Origin of the sequence: Acidovorax bellezanensis, from assembly GCF_025421555.1 — a bacterium.
In the GTDB taxonomy this organism is placed as follows: Bacteria; Pseudomonadota; Gammaproteobacteria; order Burkholderiales; family Burkholderiaceae_C; genus Comamonas; species Comamonas bellezanensis.
The window spans coordinates 174,875-200,559 of record NZ_JAODYH010000001.1 but is presented as its reverse complement, the minus strand read 5'-3'; the positions used below and the strand labels follow the sequence as shown (position 1 = coordinate 200,559).

Genomic DNA, 25,685 nt, shown 5'->3' with positions numbered 1-25,685 from the left:
TCCTTCCATCGAGCGCGCATGCGCTGGCGCCAACTCGCCCACACCCTGTCCGTTTTTCCCTGGCGCAATACCGCGCAGACGCTGGCCGCGCGGTTTCGCGAAGACCGGCTGGGCCTGACGGCCAGCAGTCTGACGTTCACTACGCTGCTGGCACTGGTGCCCTTCGTGACCGTCGCACTGGCGGTGTTCACGGCATTTCCCACCTTCGGGCGGCTGCAGCTGACGCTGCAGAACTGGTTGGTCGACAGCCTGATTCCCGAGTCCATCGCCCAGCAGGTGATGGACTATCTGATGCAGTTCGCGGCCAAGGCCAGCAAGCTCGGCGGTGTGGGTTTCGGCTTTCTGCTGGTGACGGTGATCAGCCTGATCCTGACCATGGACCGCACGCTCAACAACATCTGGCGCGTGCAGCGCATGCGCTCGCTGGGCCAGCGCCTGCTGATCTACTGGGCGGTGATCACGCTCGGGCCCTTTCTCATGGGCGGCAGCATCGCCACCACCTCCTATGTGCTGTCGGCCTCGCGCGGCCTGGTGGCGGCCTTGCCCGAAGCCGTGCAGGTGGGCTTCGATTCGCTGGAATTCCTGCTGCTGTCGGGCGCGATGGCCGCGCTCTACCACTATGTGCCCAATACGCAGGTCAAGTGGCGCCACGCCCTGGCCGGCGGTCTGTTCGTGGCCTTGGGCATGGCCTTGGCCAAGCACCTGCTGGCGCTGTACCTGGCGTCGGTGCCCACCTATTCGGTGATCTACGGCACGTTCGCCACCGTGCCCATCTTGCTGATCTGGATCTACCTGGCCTGGGTCATTTTCCTGCTCGGCGCGGTGATCACGGCCTATCTGCCCAGCCTGCTCGCAGGCATGGAGCGCAGCTCCTCGCACCGGGGCTGGGGTTTCGAGTTGGCGCTGGAAGTGGTGGCGGTGCTCGACGAGCAGCGGCTGCAGCCGCACGCCGGCATGCCGGCGCTGGCCCTGGCCCGGCGCCTCAAAGTCGATGCCCTGCAGCTCGAGCCCGCGCTGGCGGCGCTGATCGCCGTGCGCTGGCTGGCCATGCTGCCCGACGACAGCCAGACGCGCACTTTCGACGACATAGAGCCGCGCTACGTGCTGATATGCGATCCGGACACCACGCCGCTGGCGCCGCTGCTGCAGCACCTGCTGCTCGACAAGACGGCCAGCACCCAGGCGCTGTGGCGCGAAGGGCAGTGGGATGTGCTGACCCTGCGTCAGGTCCTGCCGCAGCAGGCGGTGGTGGTCGCAGTGCCGGCCCAGGCGGTCTCACCGCAGTTGGAGGCCTGAAGTCCCCTGTCCATGTCATTCAACCAAGGAGCGCTGCATGCAAACATTGGAAATTCACCGAGGACGCCTGATCGATCACATCCAACTGGTGGTGCGAGACCTGGCCAGGTCTGAAGCGTTTTACACGGCCGTTCTGGGGGCCTTGCAGGTGCCCATGGGCGGCAAGGGTGAGGGCTACTTCTGGGCCGATGAGCTGTTTGTGTCGACGGCTGGCAGTGAAGCAGCGCAAGGCCACTTGACCGGACGTCACCACCTGGCCTTCCAGGCGCGGGACCGTTCCATGGTCGATGCCTTTTATCGGGCGGCACTGGCCCATGGCGGCGAGGACAACGGCGCGCCGGGGGAGCGCCCCTACCACCCGGGCTATTACGCGGCCTTTGTGCTGGATCCGGATGGCAACAACATCGAAGCCGTTCACCATGGCGACGCGCAGCGCAGCGCGCCTTCGGTGCACATCACGTTCTGAGGGTGCGCGCGGTGGTCGCTCACAGCGACACGCGCCCGCGCCAGATGTCGGCGTACATCGTCCAGTCGCCCAGAAAGCTGTAGAGCGGGCGCTTGAAGCTCGCGGGCTTGTTTTTCTCGAAGCCGAAGTGGCCTATCCAGGCGAAGACGTAGCCCAGCAGCAGGCCCAGACCTATCCAGCCGGGCTGGCCGGAAATGACGGCCCAGGCCAGGCACAGCAGCCCCAGGCTGGAGCCCACGAAGTGCAGGCGCCGGCAGTTGCGGTTGCTGTGCTCGGACAGGTAGAAGGGATAGAACGCGGCAAAGCGCTGGAACTGCCGCGGATCGACTTCAGCCCCGGAGGGCGCGAAGGGGTGGGACATGGACGGCTCCTGGGTATGGATCGGTGTCTGCAGGCGCTTGTCCATCCCACTCTACGCCGCGCCGGCGCGCGCCTTCAGCGGGTTAGTCCGAAGGCGGGCTCCCGCGCGTCGCTCAGGCGGCCTGGAGGAAGTCCCGCAGCGCGAACAGCGTTTCGTCGGGCGACTCCGTCATCTGGTTGTGGCCCATGGGCAGCAACACGCGCTGGGTCTTCTTGCCCGCGGTCTGGGCGGCCTGGATCAGTCCCTGGGCGGCCTTGGGCGGCGTCATCTGGTCCTGGGCGCCGAGGGCGAACAGCACCGGGCAGGTGATGGCCGCGATCGCCGCTTCGCCGCCGGTGTAGCGGTCGCAGGCGGTGAAGCCGGTGTGCAGCAGGTTGACCTGCGCATTGCTGGCCAGCACGCGCCGACCCAGCGCCACGCCGGCGCCAAACACCCAACTGCCCGCACCGTTTGGCGGCGACAAGGTGGCGCGCGAAAAGGTGTTGATCATCTGTATGGCCTGCTCGGGCGTGTTCAGCGCCGATTCCAGCAGGGCCGGCGAGACTTTCATCGGATGGGCCGTGCCGACCAGCGCCAGGTGGCTCACGCGTGCGCCCAACTGGGCCGCGGCCTGCAGTGCAATCAGGCTGCCCCAGCTGTGGCCGACCAGCGCGGCTTTTTCCAGGCCCGCGGCATCGAGCAGCGCGGCGATGAAGTCGGCCGCGGCTTCGACGCTGGCCGGCGCCGGGCCCTGGCTGCGGCAGTGGCCGGGCAGGTCGATGGCCAGCACGTTCCAGCCGTGGTTGGCCAGGTAGCGGCTTTGCAGTGCCCAGACGCTGTGGTCGCACAGCACGCCGTGGATCAGGATGACGGTGGGCTGCTCGGGGCGCAAGGCCTTGCCGCCGGTGTAGGCGTAAACGGCGTGGCCGTTGACTTCGATGTTCATAAGGACTCCTATGCCGCTTTTTCCGCCGCTTTCAGCGCGCGCTTGAGGTCGTCGATCAGATCGTCGGCGTCTTCCAGGCCGATAGACAGGCGTATCGTGCCCTGGCTGATGCCGGCGTTGGTCAGGGCGTCATCGTCCATGCGGAAGTGCGTGGTGCTGGCCGGGTGGATCACCAGCGAGCGGCAGTCGCCGACGTTGGCCAGGTGGCTGAACACCTTGAGCGTTTCGATGAACTTCTTGCCCTGGTTGCGGTTGCCCGCAATGTCGAAGCTGAACACCGAACCCGCGCCGCGCGGCAGCAGCTTCTGCGCCAGCGCGTAGCTGGGGTGGCTTTCGAGCATGGGATGGCCGACGCGGCTGACCATGGGGTGGCTGGCCAGAAACTCCACCACCTTGACGGTGTTGCGCATGTGGCGCTCCATGCGCAGCGGCAGCGTCTCTATGCCTTGCAGGATCAGCCAGGCGGTGTGCGGGCTCATGCAGGCGCCGAAGTCGCGCAGGCCTTCGCGGCGCGCGCGCAGCAGGAAGGCGCCCACGGTGCTCTCCTCGGTGAACACCATGTTGTGAAAGCCGTCGTAGGGTGCGCTGAGTTCGGGGAATTTGCCCGAGCGGTCCCAGTCGAAGCTGCCGCCGTCGACGACCACGCCGCCGATCACGGTGCCGTGGCCCGACAGAAACTTGGTCGCCGAGTGGTAGACGATGTCCGCGCCCAGGGACAGGGGCTTCATCAGCCAGGGCGAGGTCAATGTGGAGTCGACCAGCAGGGGTACGCCGGCCTCGTGCGCGATCTGCGACACGGTGGGAATGTCCAGCACGTCCAGGCCGGGGTTGCCCACGGTTTCGCCGAAGAACAGCTTGGTGTTGGGGCGCACGGCGGCTTTCCAGCCGTCGATGTCGCCAGGCTTGACGAAGGTGGTCTCTATGCCGAAGCGCGCCAGCGTGTAGTGCAGCAGGTTCTGGCTGCCGCCGTACAGCGCGGTGCTGGCCACGATGTGGCTGCCCGCGCCCATCAGCGTTGCCACCGACAGGTGCAGCGCCGCCTGGCCGCTGGCCACGGCAATCGCGCCGACGCCGCCTTCGAGCGCCGACACGCGCTGCTCGAGCACGGCATTCGTCGGGTTGCTGATGCGGCTGTAGACATGGCCGGGGCGTTCCAGATTGAACAGGGCCGCGGCGTGGTCGCTGGACTCGAAGACGAAGGAGGTGGTCAGATGGATGGGCACAGCGCGTGCGCCCGTAACGGGATCGGGCTGGGTGCCTGCGTGCAGGCTCAGCGTGTCGAAGCCGGGGTCAGAATAACCGGGCATCTTGTCTCCAGAGAATGTTCATGAGGTGCACGCCGGCCGGAATCCGGGTGGCTGCGGGCCGCTGCCGCAGCCGGGCAGGGTGCCTGGGCCAACAATTATGCATGGCGCTGCGCGAGCGACCTGTCGCCTGCGGCGCGGGCAGGGCCGCAAAAGCCGCAGGCGGGAAAATCATCGCGCGCACGACTTTGGGGACGCGGTTTTGTGGGCTATATTGATTACCAATTTGTGACCCCATTCCCAGCGGCAACAGCCGGAGACATCGCATGAAAGTTCGTGACATCCTTCGCGTCAAGGGCAATACCTTGTACGCCATTTCGCCCGATGAGCCCTTGAGCCGCGCCATAGAGACAATGTCTGAGAAAGACATTGGCTCGCTGGTGGTGATGGAGCATTCGGACGTGGTGGGTATGCTCACTTTCCGCGAAGTGATCCAGGCCCTGGTCAAGAGCGGCGCTGCCACCATGCAGGTGCGCTCGGCCATGGACGACGCGCCGCTGACCTGCACGCTGGAAACCGAGATGGACGAAGTGCGCCGCATGATGCTCGACCGCCACGCGCGCTATATGCCGGTGATGGACAAGCGCATGCTGATGGGCGTGATCAGCTTCTACGACGTGGCCAAGGCCGTGGTCGATAGCCAGAACTTCGAGAACAAGATGCTTAAGGCCTATATCCGCGACTGGCCCGAAGGCGAACGGCAGGGCTGACCCCCACGCTGGCCTGGCCAGCGCCGTAGCCGCGGCCTCTCCGCGAGGCCCCACCGGGGCGCCGAGCTACGCGCCCGTGGTCTTGGCGGATTGCGCGCGCAGCCAGTATTCGAGTTGCGCGGCCGATACGGGCCGGCAAAACAGATAGCCCTGCATCACGGCGCAGCCGTGGCGCTGCAGCCATTCGGACTGCTCGCGTGTTTCCACCCCTTCCGCGACCACCTTCATGCCCAGGCTGCGCGCGATGCTCAGCACCGAGCGGATCAGTGCCGTGGCCGCGGGGCTGCTTTCCAGATCGCGCACGAAGCTTTGGTCGAGCTTGAGTTCGCTGATGGGCAGACGGTGCAGGTGGCTCAGGCTGGAGTAGCCGGTGCCGAAGTCGTCGAGTGACAGCTGCAGGCCCATGACGTTGAGCTTGTGCAGGTTGGCGACGGCGGCGGCGCTTGCATCCATCATCACGCTTTCGGTGATTTCCAGTACCAGATCGTGTGGCTGCAGGCCGTGGCGCGTTAGCGCAGCCTGCACTTGTTCGGCCAGTTGCGGATCGTGGAAGTTGCGGGCCGACAGGTTGATGGCCAATTGCGGCACCGGCAGCCTGGCCTTGCGCCAGCGGGCCATTTGCGCGCAGGCAGCCTCCAGCAGCCAGCGCGTGAGGTCCTGGATCAGGCTGCTGTCTTCGGCCAGGGCAATGAAACGCGCGGGCGACACCGCACCCCAGACGGGGTGGTTCCAGCGGGCCAGCGCTTCCACGCCATGCAGCCGGCCTACGGCCTGGCTCAGCACCTGGGGCTGGTAGTGCAGGTGCAGATGCCGCTGCGCGATGGCCTCGCGCAAATCATGCTCCATGACCACGCGTTCATGGGCTTGCACGCTGAGTTCGGGGCTGAAGCGGCACCAGTGGGCGTTGGGCTGCTTCTTGGCCGCCTGCATGGCCTGGTCGGCATGGCGCAGCAGTGTGCGTATGTTGCTGCCATCCGCGGGATAGAGGGCAATGCCTATGCATGCCTGTGGCCGGTGCTGCATGCCCTGGTGGTCAAAAGGCTGGGCGATGCTGTCCAGCAGCCGCTGCGCTGTGGCAATGGCCTGCGTGGCCGTTTCGCCTGGCAGCATCAGCACGAATTCATCGCTGGACAGTCGTCCGACCAGATCCTGCGGGCGCAGCTGCTGGCGCAGCCGGCTGGCGATTTCGCACAGCAGGGCATCGCCTGCGGCATGGCCCTGGCTGTCGTTGACCAGCTTGAAGCGGTCCAGATCGACAAACAGCAGCGCGGCCTGTGGCTGCGTCGTCTGGCCCAAGGTCAGCAGCGCGCGCTGGGCGCAGTCGGTGAACAGCGTGCGGTTGGGCAAATGGGTCAGCGTGTCGTAATAAGCCAGCTGGTGGATGCGGTTCTGCGCGGTCTCGCGCTCCATGGCCAGCGTGCACAGTTGCAGGCAGACTTCGACCAGGCGCCGGTGCAGGCTGTTGGGGCCGACGGGTTCGCGGAAATAGAAAGCGAAGGTGCCGACCACTCGGCCTTCGCGGTTCTTGATCGGGCTGGACCAGCAGGCGCGGATGCCCATGGCCGTGAACCGCGGGTGGTAATCCTGCCAGAGCGGATCGCTGGCGATGTCGGTGACCACCACCGGCTCGCCCCGGTAGGCGGCCGTGCCGCAGGAACCGGCCTGGGGGCCTATGGCCTTGCCGTCAATGAGCATGGACAGCGCATGCGGCAGGCTGGGGGCCGACAGGGCGTGGAGTTGGCCGTTGGCATCCACGCGCAGCACCGAGGCGATCACGTCGGGCGCCATGCGCTCGACTTCCTGGCAGACCAGGGTCATCAGCTGTGGCAGCGGCACTTCATGCACCATGGCTTCCAGCACCCGGCTTTGCAGGGCTTCGTGCAGCTTGGTGAGCGTCAGGTCGGTGAAGGTCAGCACGGCGCAGCCTGGAGCGCGGGACTCGCCTGGCGCAGGCAAGGGGGCAGGGTGGATGTTGATGGCCAGCGATACCCAGATGGGATCGCCATTGCGGTGAAAGGCCAGTGCTTCGCCGGTGAAGCGGCCCTGGGATGCCAGTAACTCTTCGATATGCGACAGGGAGTCCTTGACCGACGGCATGTTCAGCAGCAAATCGCGCGGCCGCCGGCCGTGAGCTTCCTGCAACGTATAGCCAAACAGCCGCTGGAAGCCTGCGTTGACATAAACGATGCGGCGCTGCTCGTCGGTGATCACAATGGCGCAGTCGCTGACATCCAGGGCCTGGGCCATGCCGGGCAGGCTGGCAGGCAGGGCAGGATCTGGTGCGGTCTGTAGCAAGTTGCTAGCTGGATGCATGGGATGACTGCCTCATGGAGGGGCATGCCGGAGCGGCATGAGGAGACGACGAACAAAGGTTCAGCTTAAATCGTATCAATGTGCGTATCAAGTGCCAAGCACTTCAGAGACCGGCATAATCGCGCGCCATGAGCGGCAATACTTTCGGAACCCTATTCAGCGTCACCAATTTTGGTGAATCCCACGGCCCGGCCATTGGCTGCGTGATCGACGGCTGCCCTCCGGGCATGCCGTTGACCGAGGCAGACATACAGCACGACCTGGATCGCCGTCGCCCCGGCACCAGCCGCCATGTGACCCAGCGCAACGAGCCCGATGCGGTGGAAATCCTGTCTGGCGTGTACGAAGGCAAGACCACGGGCACGCCGATCGCTCTGCTGATTCGCAACACCGACCAGCGCAGCAAGGACTACGCCAACATCGTCGAAAGCTTTCGCCCGGGCCATGCCGACTACACCTACTGGCACAAGTACGGCATCCGCGACCCGCGCGGCGGCGGTCGCTCCTCGGCGCGCCTGACGGCGCCCACGGTGGCCGCGGGCGCCGTGGCCAAGCTGTGGCTCAAGGCCCAGTTCGGCACCGAGTTCCGTGCCTGCATGACGCAGCTCGGTGAGCTGGCCATTCCGTTCGAGGACTGGTCGCATGTGCGCCACAACCCCTTCTTTGCGCCCGTGGCCGATGTACAGGCCTACGAAGACTACATGGACGCACTGCGCAAGGCTGGTGATTCCTGCGGCGCGCGCATCCGCGTGCAGGCCAGCGGCATGCCCATCGGTCTGGGCCAGCCGCTGTATGACAAGCTCGATGCCGACATCGCCTACGCCATGATGGGCCTGAACGCCGTCAAGGGCGTGGAAATCGGCGCCGGCTTTGCCAGCGTGGCCCAGCGCGGCACGGTACATGGCGATTCGCTCACGCCTGAAGGCTTTGCCAGCAACCACGCGGGCGGCGTGCTCGGCGGCATCAGCACCGGCCAGGACCTGGAAGTGTCCATCGCCATCAAGCCGACCAGCTCCATCCTGAGCCCGCGCGAGTCCATCGACATCCACGGCCAGAGCACGCAAGTCATCACCAAGGGCCGCCACGACCCTTGCGTGGGCATCCGCGCCGCACCCATTGCCGAAGCCTTGCTGGCGCTGGTGGTGATGGACCACGCGCTGCGCCACCGCGCCCAATGCGGCGACGTGCACCAGGGCGTGCCGCCGATCCGCTCCTCGCTGCTCTGAGCTTCACCGCTCCGAAACGCCAAAAAGGCTGCCGATGGGGCAGCCTTTTTTTTGGGCGGCTGCAGGCGCCGCCAGGACAGGTTTCTGCCTCGGGGAGGAAAAGGGCGCGCAAACGGCACCTTCGCCGCTTGCGCTGGGAGCTGCGGCTCGGCTATGCTTTTTTTTCAGCACAACCCTAGGGAGCAGAAGATGCAACTCAATGCGGAAAATTTCGGACTACAGGCCTTGGAACGCATGCAGAAAGAGTGGGGCTGGATCGCGCTGCGCGGCTTGTGCGCCGTGATCTTCGGGCTGCTGGCCCTGGCGCTGCCCGGCATCACGCTGACCGTGCTGGTCATACTCTGGGGCTCTTATGCCCTGGTGGACGGCGTGCTGGCGGTGGTCGCAGGCGTGCGCATGCGCGAAGGCGGCAAACCGTTGTGGCCGCTGATCGTCGTCGGTCTGCTGGGCATCGCTGCCGGCGTTGTGACCTTTCTCTGGCCGGGCGTGACGGCGCTCACGCTGATCTTCATCATCGGCTTCTGGGCCATTGCCGTCGGCCTGTTCCAGATCATCGCCGCCGTGCGCCTGCGCAAGCAGATCGAGGGCGAATGGCTGCATGCGCTGTCCGGCTTGCTGTCCATCGTCTTCGGTCTTGCGGTCGTGCTGCGCCCGGGCGCTGGGGCGATTGCGTTTGCCTGGCTGATCGGCTGGTTCGCGATTTTTTTCGGCGTGATGCTGATCGCCATGGCGTTCAAGTTGCGCAGCCGCCGCGCCGCCTGAGGCAGGCCCAAAAAGGAATCCGCCATGTATGACCCCAGTCACTTCAGGCTCGACGACCAGGTCGCCGTGATTACCGGCGCGGGCGCGGGCATAGGCCGCGCGATTGCCGAAACCTTTGCCGCGGCCGGTGCGGCCGTGGTGGTCAGTGACCTGCGCCTGGAGGCGGCCACGGCCGTCGTGCAAGGCATCGTCGCCAAGGGCGGCCAGGCCACGGCCGTGGCCTGCGATGTGACCCGTGAGCAGGACCTGGAGCATTTGATCGCCCAGGCGACGCAGTGGTTCGGCAAACTGAGCATTCTGGTCAGCAATGCCGGCGGCGGCGGGCCCAAGCCATTCGACATGCCGATGGCGGATTTCCGGCGGGCGTTCGACCTGAACGTGTTTTCCATGTTCCGCCTGGCCCAGCTAGCTGCGCCGGAGATGGAGAAGGCGGGCGGCGGCAGCATGCTGGCCATCACTTCCATGGCGGGCGAGAACAAGAACCGGCGCATGGCGGCCTATGGCGCATCCAAGGCCGCCGCCAACCACCTGATCCGCAACATGGCGTTCGATGTCGGCCCCAAAGGCATCCGCGTCAACGGCATCGCTCCTGGCGCCACGCGCACCGAGGCGCTGGAGTCGGTGCTGAGCGACAGCATCCAGAAAGCCATGCTGCAGCACACGCCCATAGGCCGTCTGGGCGAGCCGCAGGACATGGCCAATGCGGCGCTGTTTCTGTGTTCTCCCGCGGCCAGCTGGATCAGCGGGCAGATCCTCACGGTCTCGGGCGGCGGCGTGCAGGAGCTCGATTGAGACTGGTGAAGCCCGGCAGGACGAAAAAAAAGCTGCCATGGGCAGCTTTTTTTGTGGGGCCGAACACGCAGTGGCTCTTCAGCTATTCGTCCTCACCTCGTCCATCACGCTCTTGAAGTCCTCGATGTCCTCAAAGCTGCGGTAGACGCTGGCAAAACGGATATAGGCCACCTTGTCGAGCTGCTTGAGTTCATGCATCACCAGCTCGCCAATGCGGCTGGAAGGCACTTCACGCAGCCCGAGGTTGCGCAGCTTTTCCTCGATGCGCTCGATGGCGGTATCGACCTGCTCGGTACTCACCGGCCGCTTGCGCAGCGCCAGCGAGAACGAGCCGTTCAGCTTGCCGCGCTCGTACTCGATGCGCCGACCATCTTTCTTGACGATGGCCGGAAAGCTCACTTCCGGCCGCTCGTAGGTCGTGAAGCGCTTGTCGCAACCGCCGCACTGGCGGCGCCGGCGGATGAAGCCGCCGTCTTCCGCCTCGCGGGTCTCCACCACCTGGGTGTCAGGGTGGCTGCAAAAAGGGCACTTCATGGCGTGGCGCGGGGCTGGGCGGTGAGCAAGGCGGCTACTTAGTCGCGGTAGACCGGGAAGCGGGCCGTCAGGGCCGCGACCTTGGCGCGCACGGCGGCCAGGTTGGCTTCGTCCGTCGGGTTGTCCAGCACGTCGGCCACGAGGTTGGCCGTCAGGCGGGCTTCTTCTTCCTTGAAACCACGGGTGGTCATGGCTGGTGTGCCCACGCGGATACCGCTGGTCACGAACGGCTTTTCCGGGTCGTTGGGGATGCTGTTCTTGTTGATGGTGATGTGGGCAGCACCCAGGGCGGCTTCAGCGGCCTTGCCGGTGATGCCCTTGGCACGCAGGTCGACCAACATCACGTGGCTTTCGGTGCGACCGGACACGATGCGCAGACCGCGTGCGATCAGCGTCTCGGCGACGACCTTGGCGTTCTTCACCACTTGTTCCTGGTAGGCCTTGAACTCGGGCGTCAGCGCTTCCTTGAAGGCCACGGCCTTGCCGGCGATGACATGCATCAGCGGGCCGCCTTGCAGGCCGGGGAAGATGGCCGAGTTGATGGCCTTCTCGTGCTCGGCCTTCATCAGGATCACGCCGCCGCGCGGGCCGCGCAGGCTCTTGTGAGTGGTGGTCGTGACCACGTCGGCGTGGGGCACGGGGTTGGGGTACACACCCGCGGCGATCAGGCCGGCGTAGTGGGCCATGTCCACCCACAGGATGGCGCCGATTTCCTTGGCGATCTTGGCGAAGCGTTCGAAGTCGATGCGCAGGGCGTAGGCCGAGGCACCGGCAATGATCAGCTTGGGCTTGTGTTCACGCGCCTTGGCTTCCAGGGCGTCGTAGTCGATCTCTTCCTTGGCATCGAGGCCGTAGGAGACGACGTTGAACCACTTGCCCGACATGTTCAGCGGCATGCCGTGGGTCAGGTGACCGCCTTCGGCCAGGCTCATGCCCAGAATGGTGTCGCCGGGCTTGAGGAAAGCCAGCAGCACGGCCTGGTTGGCTTGGGAGCCGGAATTGGGTTGCACGTTGGCGGCATCGGCACCGAACAGCTGCTTGACGCGGTCGATGGCGAGTTGCTCGACCACATCGACGTTTTCGCAGCCGCCGTAGTAGCGCTTGCCTGGATAGCCTTCGGCGTACTTGTTGGTGAGCTGGGAGCCTTGGGCTTCCATCACGGCGGGAGAACAGTAGTTCTCGCTGGCGATCAGCTCGATGTGGTCTTCCTGGCGCTTGTTTTCGGCCTGGATCGCAGCAAAGATTTCTGGGTCGGCTTTTTCAACAGTGATATTGCGGTGGTACATGGCAGTCCTATGAACTTGAAGTCCCTTGAGGCCAAGGGCTGCCCAGGCGAACGGCGGAACGCTTCAGGCTTTGCCTGGGCGGTACGCTCCCCAGTGGTTCACAGACGGCAAGCATCTGCTGGTTTCCACGTCAGCGGTGGCCCGGTTTTTCAACCTTCCTGGACCACGCCTATCGCCAGTTGCGTACCCTGCTAGTGTAGCTGAGCCGAATGGCCTACGCAGCCAAGAGGGCACGCGCGGGTTGGGGTCTGTGCCGCAGCCCATGCCACCGGCGAGCCCCAGCCGAGGGGGCAGTGGATCAAAGGTTGGTATTGAGCGCCACCTGTTCGGCGCTGGCGACAGGGGCCGCGGCGGTGGTCGCCGGGACGGTTTGCTTGGCCGTGAGCAGGGGCTGGCTTGGCGCGGCAGGTGTTGGGCGCAGGCCGGCGGCCTGGCGCAGGCGGTTGTGTTCGGCCAGCACCTTGGCGGCGTAGCCACCGTCGTTGGGCAGGTTGGCGGCGCCGACATAGTGGCGCAGACCGCCTTCGACCGAGCCCGCACGTGCGATGGCGTCCTTGAGCACCTTGACGCCTACGCGCAGATTGCTCACCGGGTCGAACGCGGCCAGCTTGCCGCCGAAATTCTCGTACTTGTCGGTGTGCACGCTGGTCATGACCTGCATCAGGCCCTGGGCGCCGACCGAACTCTGGGCAAAGGGGTTGAAGCTGGATTCGATGGCCATGATGGCCAGAATCAGGGTCGGGTCAATCTGGTTGCTCTTGCCCAGCGCATAGGCTTCGGAGACCAGTGCCGCCAGGGGCTCGGGCGCGACCCGGTATTTCTTGCTGAGCCAGAAAGCCACCGCGGCCTGCTCGTTGGGCAGCTCCTTGGGGTTGGTGGCCGTGGCACGCTCAATGGCGGTGGGCTCGGAAGGCATGTCGACCGCGGGGGCCATGGCGACCTGGCGCGCTTGCAGCCAGTCGCGCAGTTGGGCTTCGCCGGTGTGGCGCAGGTCGGGGCGGGCGAACAGCGTGATGGCGAGGAAGGCCACAGCCAGACCCAGCAGTGCGAAGCCGTTATGGGTGATGGCGAGAAAGCCGTCGGTCACGTCGGAGGCAAATGTACGCACTCCGGAAAATGCTTTTGCGGATGCAGAAGGCATATTGATTCCTTTCAAGAGGCATCACCCCGGTAGTGCAGGCCCGTGGAGGGCGCGGTGCGGGAGGGTGACCACCTAGATTGGCGCGCTGCAATCCCAGAAACGGGTGCTGGATATGGCCTGAGGAGAATGGCTTGACCAGCTAGCTGCAGCGAAGAGAGGGTCCGTTTTTTGGACGATGGCGGATTCTAGAAGTGCACCTAATGCCAAGTCAATACTATTAAAAATATCTGTTAGACATAAAAGGAATATTAAAACCTGTATAGACGCACAGTTTTTTGGCGTTTCGTCCTGCGCGAACGCCGCCGATCGATAGGTTTTTTTAAAGCTATCAATAGAGTCAATTCATTGCAAAAACTCATTGGATTGCTGCGCTGCGACTGGATTAACCTGCGGTTGACTGCCATGGCAGTTGACTGCTGGAAGAGCGCTGAAAGGCGGAACGGCACCTAGACCTGCCAGTTCCTGTCCATAGGCTGTCTCCAAGGCCTCCAGGGAGCAATCGATGCTTCCACGCAACCAGGACCATCCTCTCCAGGTTGCAATCCCCACGGCATAGGACTTGGAGCCTGCCGTAAAGCCCGGTCATCGGTTCTGCCGCTGACCGGGCTTTCTATTTGCGGCCCGGCGTTCCATTTGTAAATCTCTTACTTTTGCTCACCAAGCTTTTCTGGTGCAATGGCGCCTGCGCAGCAAATCAGCCTGCGCCAAGCAAAGGCTCTGGGCGTCCATGAAATTTCCGAACAAAAAACGGGTCTTGCGGCATGCCGCGGTGGCCTTGCTGGTCTTGTTGGCCCTGTGGCTGGTGGCCTGGCTGGCGGTGCCGGCGGTGCTCAAGAGCCAGATCCAGCGCCTGGGCGCGGAGAAACTCGGCCGCGAGGTGACGCTGGGCGCCGTGGACTTCAAGCCCTGGACGCTGGAGTTGTCCTTGCGTGATCTGCGTATCGCCGGCCTGCCTGGCGCCGAGCAGCCGCTGCTCACTATTGAGCATGTGTACCTGGATGCCGAGCTGCAGTCCCTGGTGCGCCTGGCCCCGGTGCTCAATGCCATCGAAGTGGACACACCGGTGCTGCATCTGGCGCAGACCAGTGCCGGTCACTACGACGTGGACGATATCCTGCAGCGCCTGGCCGAACAGGCCAAGCCCGAGGAGCCTTCGGCACCGCCGCGCTTTGCGCTCTACAACATTGCCGTCAAGGACGGCGCCGTGGATTTTCGCGACGCCACCGTGGAGCGTACGCACCAGCTGCGTGGGCTGGCGCTGAGCCTGCCTTTCCTGAGCAATCTTGCTTCCCAGCAAAAAGTGGTGGTGCAGCCGCACCTGGCGTTTGAGCTCAATGGCAGCGCTTTCGACTCGTCGGCGCACAGCACGCCTTTCCTGGAAACCCATGCCACCGACCTGCGGCTGGCGTTCAAGGGGCTGGATCTGGCGAACTATCTGGGCTATATACCCAAGTCGCTGCCGGTGCAGCTCGCCGCGGGCGTGCTGGACGCAGACCTCGAGATCAAATTCGAGCAGGCCGACCAGGCCCAGGTGCATGTGCGCGGGCAGGTGGCACTGAACCAGGCGCAGCTGCGCGATGGTGGCGGCCAGGAGTTGCTGCAATTCGAACGCCTGGCGGTGCAGCTGCGCGATGTCCAGCCGCTGCGCCAGCAGGTGCTGCTGGATTCCGTGGTGCTGACCCGGCCGCAGGTGTTCGCGCGCCGCGATGCCCAGGGTGCGATCAACTGGCTGGCCCTGGCGGGCGGCGGCAAGACGGCCGAAGCCCAGCCGGCGTCGGCCGCGCCGCCATGGCGGGTCGAGGTGGCGCAGGTGAAGCTGGAACAGGGCCGGGCCGAGTGGCGTGACCAATCCGCCGACGCTGGCACGCAGGGCGCGCACCTGCTGCTCGCGGATATAGGCTTGCAGGCCAGTGCCATCGCGCTGCCGCTCAAGCAGCCGCTGCACTTCGACGGGCGCATGACCCTGGCTTCGGCGTCTGCCGCCAAGGGCAGCGCAGCGCCTGGCGTGCTGGCTTTCAGCGGCCAGACCACGGCCGGCGAGGGCCAGGTTGGCGTACAGCTCGCCTCCGTGCCCCTGGCACTGGGCGCGCCCTATCTATCTACCCACTTCAAGCCCGGTGTACAGGGCCTGGTGACGGCCCAGCTCGGCCTGGCCTGGCATGGTGATGCCACGGTGATCAAGTTGGCGCGCCTGGCGCTCGACGGCCTGGCCGTACAGGACAGTGCCGCGCCTGCGCGCATCCGTCAGGTCTTGCTGGAAGACACGGATATCCATTTGCAGTCGCAGCAACTGCGCATTGGCAGCTTGACGCTGGATCAGCCCGTGCTCAGTGTGCAACGCAATGCCAAGGGCCATTGGATGCACGAGCCCTGGATGGTGACCTCGTCCCGGCCGGCTGCCCCTAAGGCTGGCCCGTCGCGTCCCTGGGGCGTGCTGCTCGACAACCTGGCCGTCGATGGTGGCCAGGTGAACTTTCTCGATGCCTTGCCGGTGCGTCCGGTGCAATTGCAGGCCAGCGATCTGAAGCTGCGCATCCGCGATTTCGCTCCCCTGGCGACCGCGGCCAAGGCGTCGGCGGTACAGCTGTCCACCCGCCTGGCCAGCGGCCGGCGCGCGCAGGCCGGCAGCCTGTCCTATGACGGCAGCCTGCGCCTGGCGCCGCTGGCGGCCCAGGGGGCGGTCAAGGCCAGGGACCTGCCCCTGCACGCTTTCGAGCCCTATGTGGCGGACCTGCTGAATGTGCGCGTGCTGCGCGCCGATGGCGGTTTCGCGGGACGCGTGCGCTATGAAGATGCACGCGGCGGCCCGCGCCTGTCGGTGCAGGGCGATGCGCAGCTCAACGACTTGCGCGTGCGGGCCGTGCGGGATGCGGCCGAAGCCGGGCAGGGCGTGAAGGCGGTGGCGGCTGCCACACCGGCCCTGCAGTCGCTGACGGGTGGGGAAGATCTGCTGCACTGGAAAGTACTGGCGCTGCGCGGCCTGGATCTGGCCATGGCGCCTGGCGCCGCCACGCAGCTGCGGGTGCATGACACCGCGCTCAGCGACTTCTATGCACGGGTGATCGTGCAAAGCAATGGCCGCATCAATTTGCAGGACCTGGTGAAGTCGCGCCAGGCGCAGGCCGAGGAGGCCGCGGACGCGGCGGCTACGGCCGCTCCCACGGGGGCCGCTCCCGCGGTGGCCGAAGTGGTGGCGCCGGTGCCCGCTCCCGGGCCGGCGGCCGTGGTGCATATCGGGCCCGTGGTGCTGACGGGCGGCACGGTGGCTTTTTCGGATTACTTCGTCAAGCCCAATTACTCGGCCGACCTCAGTGCGCTGGCCGGACGGCTCAGTGCCTTTTCCTCCGTGCCGGCAGCCGAGGGGCAGGCGCCGCAGATGGCCGATCTGGAGCTGCGCGGCCGCGCCCAGGGCACGGCCAATCTGGAAATCCTGGGTCAACTCAACCCGCTGGTCAAACCTCTGGCCCTGGACATCACGGCGCGCATGAGCGATCTGGAGCTGTCGCCGCTGTCGCCCTATTCCATCAAATATGCAGGCCACGGCATCGAGCGCGGCAAGCTGTCCATGGATGTGAACTACAAGGTGCAGCCCGACGGACAGCTCACGGCGAGCAACAAGCTGGTGCTCAACCAGCTGACCTTCGGCGAGTCGGTGGATGGCGCCCCCGCCAGCTTGCCGGTGAGGCTGGCCACGGCCCTGCTCGCCGACCGCAATGGCGTGATCGACCTGGACCTGCCGATCAGCGGCTCGCTCAATGACCCGCAGTTCCGCCTGGCGCCGGTGATTTTCAAGATCATCGGCAATCTCATCATGAAGGCGGTCACCGCGCCTTTCGCCTTGCTGTCCGGAGCGTTTGGCGGCGAGGCCGACAGCGGCGGGGCCGTGGTGTTCGCGCCGGGCAGCGCGCAGCTCGATGCCGCCGGCCGACAAAGCCTGGACAAGATCGCCAAGGCCTTGCAGGAACGCCCTGCGCTGCAGATGACCGTGGTCGGTGAAGCTTCGCTGGAAATCGAGCGTGCGGGCTGGAAGCAGGAGCAACTGCAGCAACTGTTGCTCGCGGAAAAACGCCGCAAGGCACTGCGCGCCGGGCAGGCCGCGGACAGCGTCACGGCCGTGGCTGCGGCCGAAGCACCTGAGTTGCTCAAGGCGGTTTACCGCCGCGCGGACATGACCAAGCCGCGCAACCTGTTAGGCTTGGCCAAGGATCTTCCCGACAGCGAAATGCAAACCCTGTTGCTTGCGCATATCCCTGTGCCTGACAATGCGATGCATGAACTGGCTCTGGCGCGCGGGGTGGTGGTGCGCGACTACCTGGCGGCGCAGCAGTTGCCTCTGGAACGTTTGTTTCTGGGGGCCCCGGTACAGCCATCGGCGGGGCCGGATTGGAAGCCGCAGGCCCGGTTGAATCTGGCCGTGCGGTGAATCAGTTTGGGCTCTGCGCAAATAACAGCGAAAATACCTCTTTACTCTCTGCAGTACCGGCCTCCGGGTTGGTGGTGCAGCACAGGCCTTTTGGCTGCCCTCCGGGGCGGCCAAGGGCCTATTCCATTGAACAATGTCCTCTCTTTCTCCTCGTAGCAACATGTCCGAAGCCCCTGAAGTGAACCCGGCCCTGGCCAAGACCTCTGAAACGCATCCTCTTGATGCGCTGACCGGCGGCGCGTTTTCCGCAGAAACCTCGGGTGAACGTGCTTCGCGTATCCGGGACTGGCTGGTGACCCAGCCTTCCCATGACCAATTGCAGGAAGTGTTCAAGGAACTCAGCGTGCGCGACAAGAGCGCGGCACGTGCCGTGCGCGAACGCCTCGATGAAATCCGTCGCCTGGAAACCCAGGAAAAGATCGGCGTCGAATGGGCTGAAAAGGCCCAGCAGCTGCTGGCTGCCTCGACGCTGAACATTGCCGATGCCATGGCCTGGCAGCGTGAAGCCGCCAAGGCCGGTGCGCCTTTGTCGCGCGAGCCCCTGTCGGTGTTCAAGGGCCAGTTGGCCGAACGCGTCAAGGTGATCGAAGACCTGCAGCACCGCGTGCAGGTGCAGCGTGAAGCGGCCGTGCTGCTGGCCCAGCGCATCGAAGTGCTGTCGACCAAGCCTTGGCGCGATGCCCTGGCGGCCCTCGAAGCGCTGAGCGCCGACGTGGCGCACTGGCAAGCCCAGGCCGATGAATTGACCGGCGATGCCAACTGGGTCAGCGTGGACGCCAAGTTCCCGCCCCAGCTCGAGAATTCGCGCACCCAGCTGCTGGTGGTCTGGGACGCATTCCAATCGGCGCTGGCCCTGACGCAAGCGGCCGCGCAAGACGAGCAAGCCGCCTTGCCACCCGTGCCCGTCTGGGCCGACGAACTGCGCGTAGCCCGTGGCCTGCCCACGGAAGCCGCCGCGGTGGCTGCCAAGACGGCTGCTCCAGTCATGCCCGTGGCAGCTCCCCGTGCCAAGCCCGTTGCCAAGGCTGCGCCCAAGGTCGCTCCCGAAGTGATCGAAGCGGGCGTGCAGGCCGTGCGCCAGGCGCTCGCCCAGTTGGTGGCGCTGACCGGCAAGGCCGCTGCGCAAGCCCCCGTGGCTGCTGCCGAGGCCGCCGTTGAAGTGGTGCCCGAAGCCGCTGCTGCCCCAGCCGCGGATGCCGCCGTGGAAGTCGCCACCGCTGAAATAGCGGCCAGCGATGCACCGGCTGAAGCCGAAGCGCCCGTGGTTGCTGAAGCAGCCGTGGCCGAAGAAGCCCCCGTGGCTGCCGATGGCAACAAGCGCGTGGCCAAGGCGCTGGCGCAATTGCGTGCCGTGCTCAAGCAGCAAGGCCGTCATATCGACCAGGCACTGGGTGCTGAAGTCAATGCCGCCTTGCTGCAAGCCGGTGATGCCCAAGGCTGGCAAGGCTGGAAAGCCGACTCCGTGCGTGAAGATCTGGTGAGCCAGGCCGAAGCCCTGCTCAACCGTCCCGACGGCCAGGCCCTGGGTGGACGCAAGATGCAGGAATCGCTGCGTACCCTGCGCGAGCAGTGGAAGCAGGCCGATCAAGGTGCCGCGGCCAACCATGCGCTGTGGAAGCGTTTTGATGAAGCCTGCAATGCCGCGCACAAGGTGGTCGAAGCCTGGCTGGACCGCGTGCGCAGCGAAGCGGCCAACAACAAGGCCCAGCGCGTACAGCTGATCGAAGAAGTCAAGGCCTGGACTGCCGAGCAGGCAGCACAGGCGTCGCAGGACTGGAAAACCATGGCCCGCAGCCTGCGCCAGTTCGGCGAGCGCTGGCGCGATGGCGGCCATGTCGGCGAGAAGATGTTTGCCGAACTCCAGCCTTTGTGGAAGCAGGCCATCACGGCCGCGGAAGCGCCTTTGCATGCCGCGCAAAAGGCCAGCCTGGCACGCCGCCACGCCATGATCGACGAGGCCGTGGCCTTGGGCGAAGCCGTTTCGCTGCGCATCGACGCCGTCAAGGCCTTGCAGCAGCGCTGGCAGGCCGAGGCACAAGCCGTGCCCCTGGACCGCAAGCATGAACAAAAGCTGTGGGATGCATTCCGCAAGCCGCTGGACGACGCTTTCAACCGCAAGGGCGGCGAGCGCAACAGCCGCAGCCAGGTAGAGCTGAGCGAACACGACCGTCGCGTGCTGGAAGCGTCCAAGGCCCTGGAAGATGCCAATGCCAGCGGTGATGCCCAGCAGATCCGTACCGCCATGGCGGCACTGGAAGCCGGTTTGCGCAGCCAGGCCCAGGCCCAGGAATCCGTGGCCAAGGCCGATGCACAGCCTGCTGCCGCCGATGAGGAAGGCGCTGCTGCACCCAAGCCCGTGGCCGTCAAGCCCGTGGTGGCCGTGCGCGGTGATGACCGCCCTGGCATGAAGAAGGAAGCGCCTGCAGCCACGGGTCGCCCTGGCCGCCCCGGCGAGCGCCGTGACGGCCCAGGCAGCCGCGATGGCCGTCCTGGTGGCGGTGACCGTGCTGGCCGCTTCGGCGAACGCAATGATCGCCCCATGCGCGAAGACCGCGGCCCGCGTCTGGCGGATCCGGCTTTCCGTGCCCAGCGCGATGCCCTGGAACATGCCCAGATGGCGCTGCGCAAGCTCGCCGTGCAAGCCCATGGCGAAGCCTTGACCCAGTTGCTCAACGCCTGGGAAAAGCGCGATGCCGAGCAGTTGCCTGGTACCCAGGAACTCGGCGGCCGCGTCACGCCACAGGTGCGCAGCGCCTGGGCCAAGTCCTTGTCGGCTCCCGTGGCTGGTGATGCCGGCGAAGCCCTGCTGCGCCTGGAAATGGCTGCCGACGTGCCCACGCCCGCCGAGCAGATCACGGCCCGCCGCACTTTGCAGCTGCAACTGCTGACGCGCCGCAACGATCCTTCGCCTGCAGAGACCTGGGGTCAGGATGCTGCCCGCGTGCTGGCCAGCGCCCGCGACGACGCCAGCGCCCGTCGCCTGCAGAACGCACTCAAGGCCTTGCTGCGCAAGTAAGGTCTGCGGCTGGCGGCTTGGCCGCCGCCACGCAAAAGCCACTCCTCGGAGTGGCTTTTTTTATGGGCGTGGCACCGGTGGCCGAGCAGGGCGAAAGAGCGTTGCGGGGTGAAATGCGTTCGGAAAAAGAAAAAGGCCGTTGCAGTTGCAACGGCCTTTTAAATTTGGTGCCCAGGAGAGGACTCGAACCTCCACGATGTTACTCGCTAGTACCTGAAACTAGTGCGTCTACCAATTCCGCCACCTGGGCATTTCAGGAAAGATTGAATTATAGGGGGCGTTTTTGGGTCAAAAAGGGAAAACGTGAAAATTTTCTTTGCAGGGCGTTTTTAGGGCGAAATGCGGAGTGTCTATGGTGTTTTGCTGCTGATCTTCGGCGGGGCGGGGGGCATGGTGGTGCTGGCCTGTCTTCGGGTCTGCAAGGCCCTTGGGCGCCCGGTATGGGGTGGATGGGGGCTGTGAGCGCTGCAGGGGGGTGCGGGCGGCACCTGGAAGGCTGCCCAGGCCTGTCCGGAAATCCGTGCGGTGGATGTGTCCATTCATCTTTTGGCGACAAGGTGAATGGAGCTTCTTGTCTTCACCGCCAGGCATGGGGCCTGCCACGGTCTTTTGGGGCCGTGCCTTTTGCGTGCAATACGGCTTTTCGATGCGGAAAAAGAAAAAGGCCGTTGCAGTTGCAACGGCCTTTTAAATTTGGTGCCCAGAAGAGGACTCGAACCTCCACGATGTTACTCGCTAGTACCTGAAACTAGTGCGTCTACCAATTCCGCCATCTGGGCTTTCAGGAAAGATTTGAATTATGCAGCAAAAAATCCTGCGTTTTTCAAAGTTTCCAAAAATATTTATTTCCTGAAACTTGCGATGCAAACTCTGTCGCATCGCACAATAAAAAGACCACTGAGGTAGCAGTAGTCCTGAATTTTTCAAAAACCTTTTCAGGTTCTCGTTAAACTTGGTGCCCAGGAGAGGACTCGAACCTCCACGATGTTACTCGCTAGTACCTGAAACTAGTGCGTCTACCAATTCCGCCACCTGGGCATCTCAGGAAAGATCAACATTGTATAGCAAAAAAATGAACCTCAGCACAAACTCTGCCAACGCGACCGATGAAATCGAAGGCAGCGTGCAGGGGCATCGCGACGGCCATGGTTACGTGGTGCGCGATGACGGTGAAAAAGACATCTACATCCCGGCCAATGAAATGCGTGCCGTGCTGCACAAGGACCGTGTCAAGGTGCTTGTGGTGCGTCATGACCGCCGTGGACGCCCCGAAGGTCGCGTGACCGAAATCATCGAACGTCCGACCAAGACCATCATCGGTCGACTGCTGCAGGAAAGCGGCGTGTGGCTGGTGGCGCCTGAAGACAAGCGCTACGGCCAGGACGTGCTGATTCCTGCGAACGCCACGGGCACGGCCAAGGCCGGCCAGGTGGTAGTGGCCGAGCTGACCGAAGCGCCTGCGCTGTTCGGCCAGCCCGTGGGCCGCATCACCGAAGTCCTCGGTGAAGTGGACGACGCCGGCATGGAAATCGAGATCGCGGTGCGCAAGTACGATATGCCGCACGAATTCTCCCCCGAGTGCCTGGAGCAGGCCAAGGGGTTGCCGGACAAGGTCCGGGCCATCGACCGCAAGCTGCGCATCGACCTGACCGATGTGCCGCTGGTGACCATCGACGGCGAAGACGCGCGCGACTTCGACGATGCGGTGTATTGCGAGCCGGCCAAGGTGGGGCGCAGCAAGGGCTGGCGCCTGCTGGTGGCGATTGCCGATGTGAGCCACTATGTGCGCACCGGCAGTGCCATCGACGTCGATGCCTACGACCGCGCGACCAGCGTGTATTTCCCGCGCCGCGTGATTCCCATGCTGCCCGAGAAGTTGAGCAACGGCCTGTGCTCGCTCAACCCCGACGTCGACCGTCTGTGCATGGTCTGCGACATGCTGATCACGGCCAAGGGTGAAATCCACGCCTATCAGTTCTACCCGGCCGTCATGCACAGCCATGCGCGCTTCACCTATACCGAAGTCGCTGCCATCCTGTCGAATACGCGCGGCCCCGAAGCCCAGCGCCGCAGCGCACGCGTGCCCGATCTGCTGAACCTGCACGGCGTCTACCAGTCGCTGCTCAAGGCGCGCCAGGCGCGCGGAGCGGTTGATTTCGAGACCACCGAGACGCAAATCGTCTGCGACGACAACGGCCGCATCGAGAAAATCATTCCGCGCACGCGCAATGTGGCGCACAAGCTGATTGAAGAGGCCATGCTGGCCGCGAACGTCTGCAGCGCCGACTTCATCGAGCAAAGCGACCAGAACGGCCTGTTCCGGGTACACGACAGCCCGTCGGCGGAAAAGAAGGAAGTGCTGCGCAACTACCTCAAGGCCATGGCCGTGGGCATGTCGATCAGCGACGACCCCAAGCCCGCCGAGTTCCAGGCGATCGCCCAGGCGACCAAGGACCGGCCCGACGCGCCGCAGATCCACACCATGCTGCTGCGCTCGATGATGCAGGCGATCTACACGCCGGTGAACGAAGGCCATTTCGGTCTGGCGTTCCAGGCCTATACCCACTTCACCAGCCCGATCCGCCGCTACCCCGATTTGCTGGTGCACCGCGTGATCAAGTCCGAGCTGGAAGGCAAGCGCTACCGCCTGCCCGTCCTGCCCACGCCCGGTGAAGCCCATGCCAAGCTGGCCAAGCGCCTGGCCAACCGCGTGAGCGCGCCCGACCAGGCACCGAAAAAGCGCGCTGGTGGCGCCGAGCTGCTGGCCTGGGAGGCCGCGGGCCTGCATTGCAGTGCCAACGAGCGCCGCGCCGACGAGGCCAGCCGCGATGTCGAGTCCTGGCTCAAGTGCAAGTACATGCGCGAGCACCTGGGCGAGGAATTCGCCGGCACGGTGACGGCGGTGACCACCTTCGGCATTTTCGTGACCCTGGACGCGATGTATGTCGAAGGCCTGGTGCATATCACCGAGCTGGGCGGCGACTACTTCAAGTTCGACGAGTTGCGCCAGGAACTGCGCGGTGAACGCACCGGTGTGCGCTATGCCTTGGGCTCGCGCCTGAATGTGCAGGTCAGCCGCGTGGACCTGGACGGTCGGCGCATCGACTTCCGCCTGGTGCAGGAGGGCGGGGAAGCCCAGCCTGCGCGCAGCGGTGGTGGCGGCAAGCGTGACCAGCGCGACTCGCGCAGTTCGCGCAAGGAACGCGGAGAACGTGGTGCGCGTGAAGAGCGTGCCCCGCGCGAGGAGCGCGGCACCAATGCACCGGTGCACAGCGCGCAGGCGCCGGCCGGTGGCGAAGCCGCGGTGCTTACCGCGCCAGCCCAGCGCGACAGCGATGAGGCCATGGACGCGGGTGCGGCACCCAAGCGGCGCAAGGACAAGGATCGGCGCTCCGTGCCTTCCTTGCTGATGCCGACCCTGCCGCCGCCGTCGCCGATCGAAGGCTTGAAAGCCTCGGTGCGCAAAGCCGCGGCCGAGCCCAAGCCCAGCGGCAAACCCAAGCGCAAGCCACGCCGTTAAGCCGGCCAGGTTTTGAGCGAACAAAAGCCCCCGCAGGCCAGTCCTGCGGGGGTTTTTTTTGGGGATTTACTGCAGGAAAGCCGCCAGGGCGCTGGCCGTGAGACTGCGGTCGTCGGGCCAATGGTCGGCGGCCGCGCCATGGGCCAGCACGGCGCTGCAGGCGGCCGCATGGGGCGCCAGGCCCTGGGCCAGGCGGGCGCCGATCAGGCCGGCCAGCACATCGCCCGTGCCGGCCGTGGCCAGGCGCGCGTTGCCCGTGGGGTTGATGCGTGGCAGCTGTCCGGGCGTGGCGATGATGGAGCCCGAGCCTTTGAGCACCACGCTGCAGGCATAGCGCTCGGCCAGTGCCTGGGCGGCGGCCAGCCGGTCGGCCTGGACCTGGGCTGCGGTGCATTGGAGCAGGCGCGCGGCTTCCAGCGGGTGCGGCGTCAGCACCGTGGGCAGACCGGCGTGCGCGCGCTGGCGCAGGGCCGCGGCCAGTGCGTTGTCGCTGGCCACGGCATTGAGGCCGTCGGCGTCGAGCACCAGGCGCGCGGCCTGGGCCAGCACCGTGGGCAGCACGGCGCGCACGGCTTCACCGCCGCCGCAGCCGCAGACGGCGGTGACTTGCGGCCAGTCCAGCGCGTCCACGCGGCGCAGCATCAATTCGGGCCAGGGCGGTGCCAGCGTCTGGCCGTCGTCCAGCAGGGCCACCATCACCCGACCGGCCCCGCCATGCAAGGCCGCGCTGGCCGCGAGCCAGGCGGCGCCCGTCATGCCCATGCCGCGGGCCTGCAGGCCTTCGCCGCCGATCACGGCCACATCGCCAAAACTGCCTTTGTGGCTGTCGTGGGGTGCGCGGGCTTTGCGCGCATCCGGTTGCCGCCCACCGCTGAGCTCGGCCGTGGCCGCTGGCGCGAAAGCGCCGCACTGCAAGTCGTCATGCCACAGGCTGGCGCAGGCATCGCGTCCCTGGGCCGTGAACAGTCCGGGCTTGAGTGTCAACAGGCTCAAGGTGTGGCGCGCGGTGCTGGCTGCGGCTTCCTCGGCGTCGGGGGCGAAACCGGCGGCGTACTGTCCGGTGTCGGCGTCGAGGCCCGAAGGCAGGTCCACCGCCAGCAAGGTGGCCGGGCTGGTGCGCAGTTGCCGCAGCAGTGCGTGCAAAGCGGTGGGCGGCATGCGCGGCGCATCGGCCTGGCTGCGCAGGCCGATGCCCAGCAGGGCATCGATGCACAGGTCATGCGGGCCCAGGCCCGGTGGCGGGCCGGGCGCAAACACCACGCCGGCGGCGACCGCGCGTTGCCAGGCGGCGTGCGCATCCGGCGGGGCGGTTTCAGGCGCCCCCGGCCAGGTCACGCTGACGTTCTTGCCTGCCTGATGCAGCCAGGCTGCCGCTTCGAGTCCGTCGCCACCATTGTTGCCGCTGCCGCAGGCAATCCAGACGTGGCGCGCATGCGGCGCGAGCGCCAGGGCCAGCCGGGCGCAGGCTGCGCCTGCGCGCTGCATCAGGGCGTGGGCGGGCAGGCTGCTGGCGGCGGCGGCCTCCATGGCACGGGTCGCGGCCACGCTGTGCAGGGCCTGGGCTTGATCAAAGTTGATGCGTTCCATGGCTCCAGCATATCGAGAACCGG

General features: G+C 65.5%; 17 protein-coding genes, 3 tRNA genes and 1 riboswitch. Of the genes, 9 read left to right on the top strand and 11 right to left on the bottom strand.

The genetic code is table 11. The features are described 5' to 3' along the window. Positions 1–18: 18 nt before the first annotated feature. Positions 19–1,296: a YihY family inner membrane protein gene (locus N0K08_RS00880; protein ID WP_261498103.1), complete on the top strand. Its 1,278-nt coding sequence runs from the start codon at positions 19–21 to the stop codon at positions 1,294–1,296. A 37-nt stretch (positions 1,297–1,333) separates the two neighbouring features. Then, positions 1,334–1,762: a VOC family protein gene (locus N0K08_RS00875; protein ID WP_261498102.1), complete on the top strand. Its 429-nt coding sequence runs from the start codon at positions 1,334–1,336 to the stop codon at positions 1,760–1,762. Between the two features lie 19 nt (positions 1,763–1,781). Here N0K08_RS00875 and N0K08_RS00870 read toward each other — a convergent pair whose 3' ends face one another. The 3 genes from N0K08_RS00870 to N0K08_RS00860 all read right to left on the bottom strand — a co-directional run bounded on the left by N0K08_RS00870 (position 1,782) and on the right by N0K08_RS00860 (position 4,355). Next, entirely contained in the window at positions 1,782–2,123 is a 342-nt protein-coding gene (locus N0K08_RS00870) for a DUF962 domain-containing protein (RefSeq protein ID WP_261498101.1), read from the bottom strand. A gap of 112 nt (positions 2,124–2,235) precedes the next feature. After that, positions 2,236–3,048 carry an alpha/beta fold hydrolase gene (locus N0K08_RS00865; RefSeq protein ID WP_261498100.1) on the bottom strand — a complete coding sequence of 271 codons (813 nt, stop codon included), beginning with the start codon at positions 3,046–3,048 and terminating at the stop codon, positions 2,236–2,238. 8 nt (positions 3,049–3,056) lie between these two features. After that, entirely contained in the window at positions 3,057–4,355 is a 1,299-nt protein-coding gene (locus N0K08_RS00860; RefSeq protein WP_261498099.1) for an O-acetylhomoserine aminocarboxypropyltransferase, read from the bottom strand. A 263-nt stretch (positions 4,356–4,618) separates the two neighbouring features. Here N0K08_RS00860 and N0K08_RS00855 point away from each other — a divergent pair, with 263 nt between their 5' ends. Next, the gene (locus tag N0K08_RS00855) at positions 4,619–5,062 is read left to right on the top strand and encodes a CBS domain-containing protein (RefSeq protein WP_261498098.1); all 444 of its coding nucleotides are present in this window, start codon (positions 4,619–4,621) and stop codon (positions 5,060–5,062) included. A 66-nt stretch (positions 5,063–5,128) separates the two neighbouring features. Here N0K08_RS00855 and N0K08_RS00850 read toward each other — a convergent pair whose 3' ends face one another. Then, complete coding sequence (locus N0K08_RS00850) at positions 5,129–7,375, bottom strand: sensor domain-containing protein (RefSeq protein WP_261498097.1); 2,247 nt, start codon at positions 7,373–7,375, stop codon at positions 5,129–5,131. A gap of 128 nt (positions 7,376–7,503) precedes the next feature. On the opposite strand from N0K08_RS00850, the gene aroC reads away from it, so the two are divergent. The 3 genes from aroC (at position 7,504) to hdhA (ending at position 10,155) form a co-directional block, all read left to right on the top strand. Next, positions 7,504–8,601, top strand: coding sequence for a chorismate synthase (gene aroC / locus N0K08_RS00845; RefSeq protein ID WP_261498096.1), 1,098 nt, complete (start codon positions 7,504–7,506; stop codon positions 8,599–8,601). Positions 8,602–8,790: 189 nt separating this feature from the next. After that, on the top strand, positions 8,791–9,363 hold the full coding sequence (locus N0K08_RS00840; RefSeq protein ID WP_261498095.1) for an HdeD family acid-resistance protein: 573 nt from the start codon (positions 8,791–8,793) through the stop codon (positions 9,361–9,363). Between the two features lie 24 nt (positions 9,364–9,387). Further along, positions 9,388–10,155, top strand: a complete 768-nt coding sequence (gene hdhA / locus N0K08_RS00835; RefSeq protein WP_261498094.1) for a 7-alpha-hydroxysteroid dehydrogenase — start codon at positions 9,388–9,390, stop codon at positions 10,153–10,155. 78 nt (positions 10,156–10,233) lie between these two features. Here the strand turns inward: hdhA and nrdR are convergent, their stop codons facing one another. The 3 genes from nrdR to N0K08_RS00820 form a co-directional block, all read right to left on the bottom strand. Beyond that, positions 10,234–10,689 (bottom strand): transcriptional regulator NrdR, encoded by a 456-nt coding sequence (gene nrdR / locus N0K08_RS00830; protein ID WP_261498093.1) that lies wholly within the window; start codon positions 10,687–10,689, stop codon positions 10,234–10,236. A 38-nt stretch (positions 10,690–10,727) separates the two neighbouring features. Then, positions 10,728–11,975, bottom strand: coding sequence for a serine hydroxymethyltransferase (gene glyA, locus N0K08_RS00825; protein ID WP_261498092.1), 1,248 nt, complete (start codon positions 11,973–11,975; stop codon positions 10,728–10,730). Between the two features lie 33 nt (positions 11,976–12,008). Next, positions 12,009–12,168: riboswitch (ZMP/ZTP riboswitch) on the bottom strand. A gap of 105 nt (positions 12,169–12,273) precedes the next feature. Continuing rightward, positions 12,274–13,116 carry a lytic transglycosylase domain-containing protein gene (locus N0K08_RS00820; RefSeq protein ID WP_261498091.1) on the bottom strand — a complete coding sequence of 281 codons (843 nt, stop codon included), beginning with the start codon at positions 13,114–13,116 and terminating at the stop codon, positions 12,274–12,276. Between the two features lie 727 nt (positions 13,117–13,843). Here N0K08_RS00820 and N0K08_RS00815 point away from each other — a divergent pair. Together N0K08_RS00815 and N0K08_RS00810 are read left to right on the top strand one after the other, a co-directional pair. Then, positions 13,844–17,539 (top strand): DUF748 domain-containing protein, encoded by a 3,696-nt coding sequence (locus tag N0K08_RS00815; protein ID WP_261498090.1) that lies wholly within the window; start codon positions 13,844–13,846, stop codon positions 17,537–17,539. Positions 17,540–17,699: 160 nt separating this feature from the next. Next, positions 17,700–20,555, top strand: a complete 2,856-nt coding sequence (locus N0K08_RS00810) for a DUF349 domain-containing protein (protein ID WP_261498089.1) — start codon at positions 17,700–17,702, stop codon at positions 20,553–20,555. 165 nt (positions 20,556–20,720) lie between these two features. On the opposite strand, the gene N0K08_RS00805 is transcribed toward N0K08_RS00810, so the two are convergent. The 3 genes from N0K08_RS00805 to N0K08_RS00795 form a co-directional block, all read right to left on the bottom strand. Then, positions 20,721–20,805, bottom strand: a tRNA-Leu gene (locus tag N0K08_RS00805). A gap of 444 nt (positions 20,806–21,249) precedes the next feature. Then, positions 21,250–21,334, bottom strand: a tRNA-Leu gene (locus N0K08_RS00800). 174 nt (positions 21,335–21,508) lie between these two features. After that, positions 21,509–21,593 (bottom strand) — tRNA-Leu (locus N0K08_RS00795). Between the two features lie 34 nt (positions 21,594–21,627). Here N0K08_RS00795 and rnr point away from each other — a divergent pair. Continuing rightward, positions 21,628–24,075, top strand: a complete 2,448-nt coding sequence (gene rnr / locus N0K08_RS00790) for a ribonuclease R (RefSeq protein WP_261498088.1) — start codon at positions 21,628–21,630, stop codon at positions 24,073–24,075. A 66-nt stretch (positions 24,076–24,141) separates the two neighbouring features. On the opposite strand, the gene N0K08_RS00785 is transcribed toward rnr, so the two are convergent. Further along, positions 24,142–25,662, bottom strand: a complete 1,521-nt coding sequence (locus tag N0K08_RS00785) for an NAD(P)H-hydrate dehydratase (protein ID WP_261498087.1) — start codon at positions 25,660–25,662, stop codon at positions 24,142–24,144. Positions 25,663–25,685: the final 23 nt, after the last annotated feature.

Bases quoted from the DNA above. Each gene is read 5' to 3' on its own strand.
- N0K08_RS00880 (WP_261498103.1), top strand. From the start codon at position 19: ATGCGCTGGCGCCAACTCGCCCACACCCTGTCCGTTTTTCCCTGGCGC.
- N0K08_RS00875 (WP_261498102.1), top strand. From the start codon at position 1,334: ATGCAAACATTGGAAATTCACCGAGGACGCCTGATCGATCACATCCAA.
- N0K08_RS00870 (WP_261498101.1), bottom strand. From the start codon at position 2,123: ATGTCCCACCCCTTCGCGCCCTCCGGGGCTGAAGTCGATCCGCGGCAG.
- N0K08_RS00865 (WP_261498100.1), bottom strand. From the start codon at position 3,048: ATGAACATCGAAGTCAACGGCCACGCCGTTTACGCCTACACCGGCGGC.
- N0K08_RS00860 (WP_261498099.1), bottom strand. From the start codon at position 4,355: ATGCCCGGTTATTCTGACCCCGGCTTCGACACGCTGAGCCTGCACGCA.
- N0K08_RS00855 (WP_261498098.1), top strand. From the start codon at position 4,619: ATGAAAGTTCGTGACATCCTTCGCGTCAAGGGCAATACCTTGTACGCC.
- N0K08_RS00850 (WP_261498097.1), bottom strand. From the start codon at position 7,375: ATGCATCCAGCTAGCAACTTGCTACAGACCGCACCAGATCCTGCCCTG.
- aroC (WP_261498096.1), top strand. From the start codon at position 7,504: ATGAGCGGCAATACTTTCGGAACCCTATTCAGCGTCACCAATTTTGGT.
- N0K08_RS00840 (WP_261498095.1), top strand. From the start codon at position 8,791: ATGCAACTCAATGCGGAAAATTTCGGACTACAGGCCTTGGAACGCATG.
- hdhA (WP_261498094.1), top strand. From the start codon at position 9,388: ATGTATGACCCCAGTCACTTCAGGCTCGACGACCAGGTCGCCGTGATT.
- nrdR (WP_261498093.1), bottom strand. From the start codon at position 10,689: ATGAAGTGCCCTTTTTGCAGCCACCCTGACACCCAGGTGGTGGAGACC.
- glyA (WP_261498092.1), bottom strand. From the start codon at position 11,975: ATGTACCACCGCAATATCACTGTTGAAAAAGCCGACCCAGAAATCTTT.
- N0K08_RS00820 (WP_261498091.1), bottom strand. From the start codon at position 13,116: ATGCCTTCTGCATCCGCAAAAGCATTTTCCGGAGTGCGTACATTTGCC.
- N0K08_RS00815 (WP_261498090.1), top strand. From the start codon at position 13,844: ATGAAATTTCCGAACAAAAAACGGGTCTTGCGGCATGCCGCGGTGGCC.
- N0K08_RS00810 (WP_261498089.1), top strand. From the start codon at position 17,700: ATGTCCGAAGCCCCTGAAGTGAACCCGGCCCTGGCCAAGACCTCTGAA.
- rnr (WP_261498088.1), top strand. From the start codon at position 21,628: ATGAACCTCAGCACAAACTCTGCCAACGCGACCGATGAAATCGAAGGC.
- N0K08_RS00785 (WP_261498087.1), bottom strand. From the start codon at position 25,662: ATGGAACGCATCAACTTTGATCAAGCCCAGGCCCTGCACAGCGTGGCC.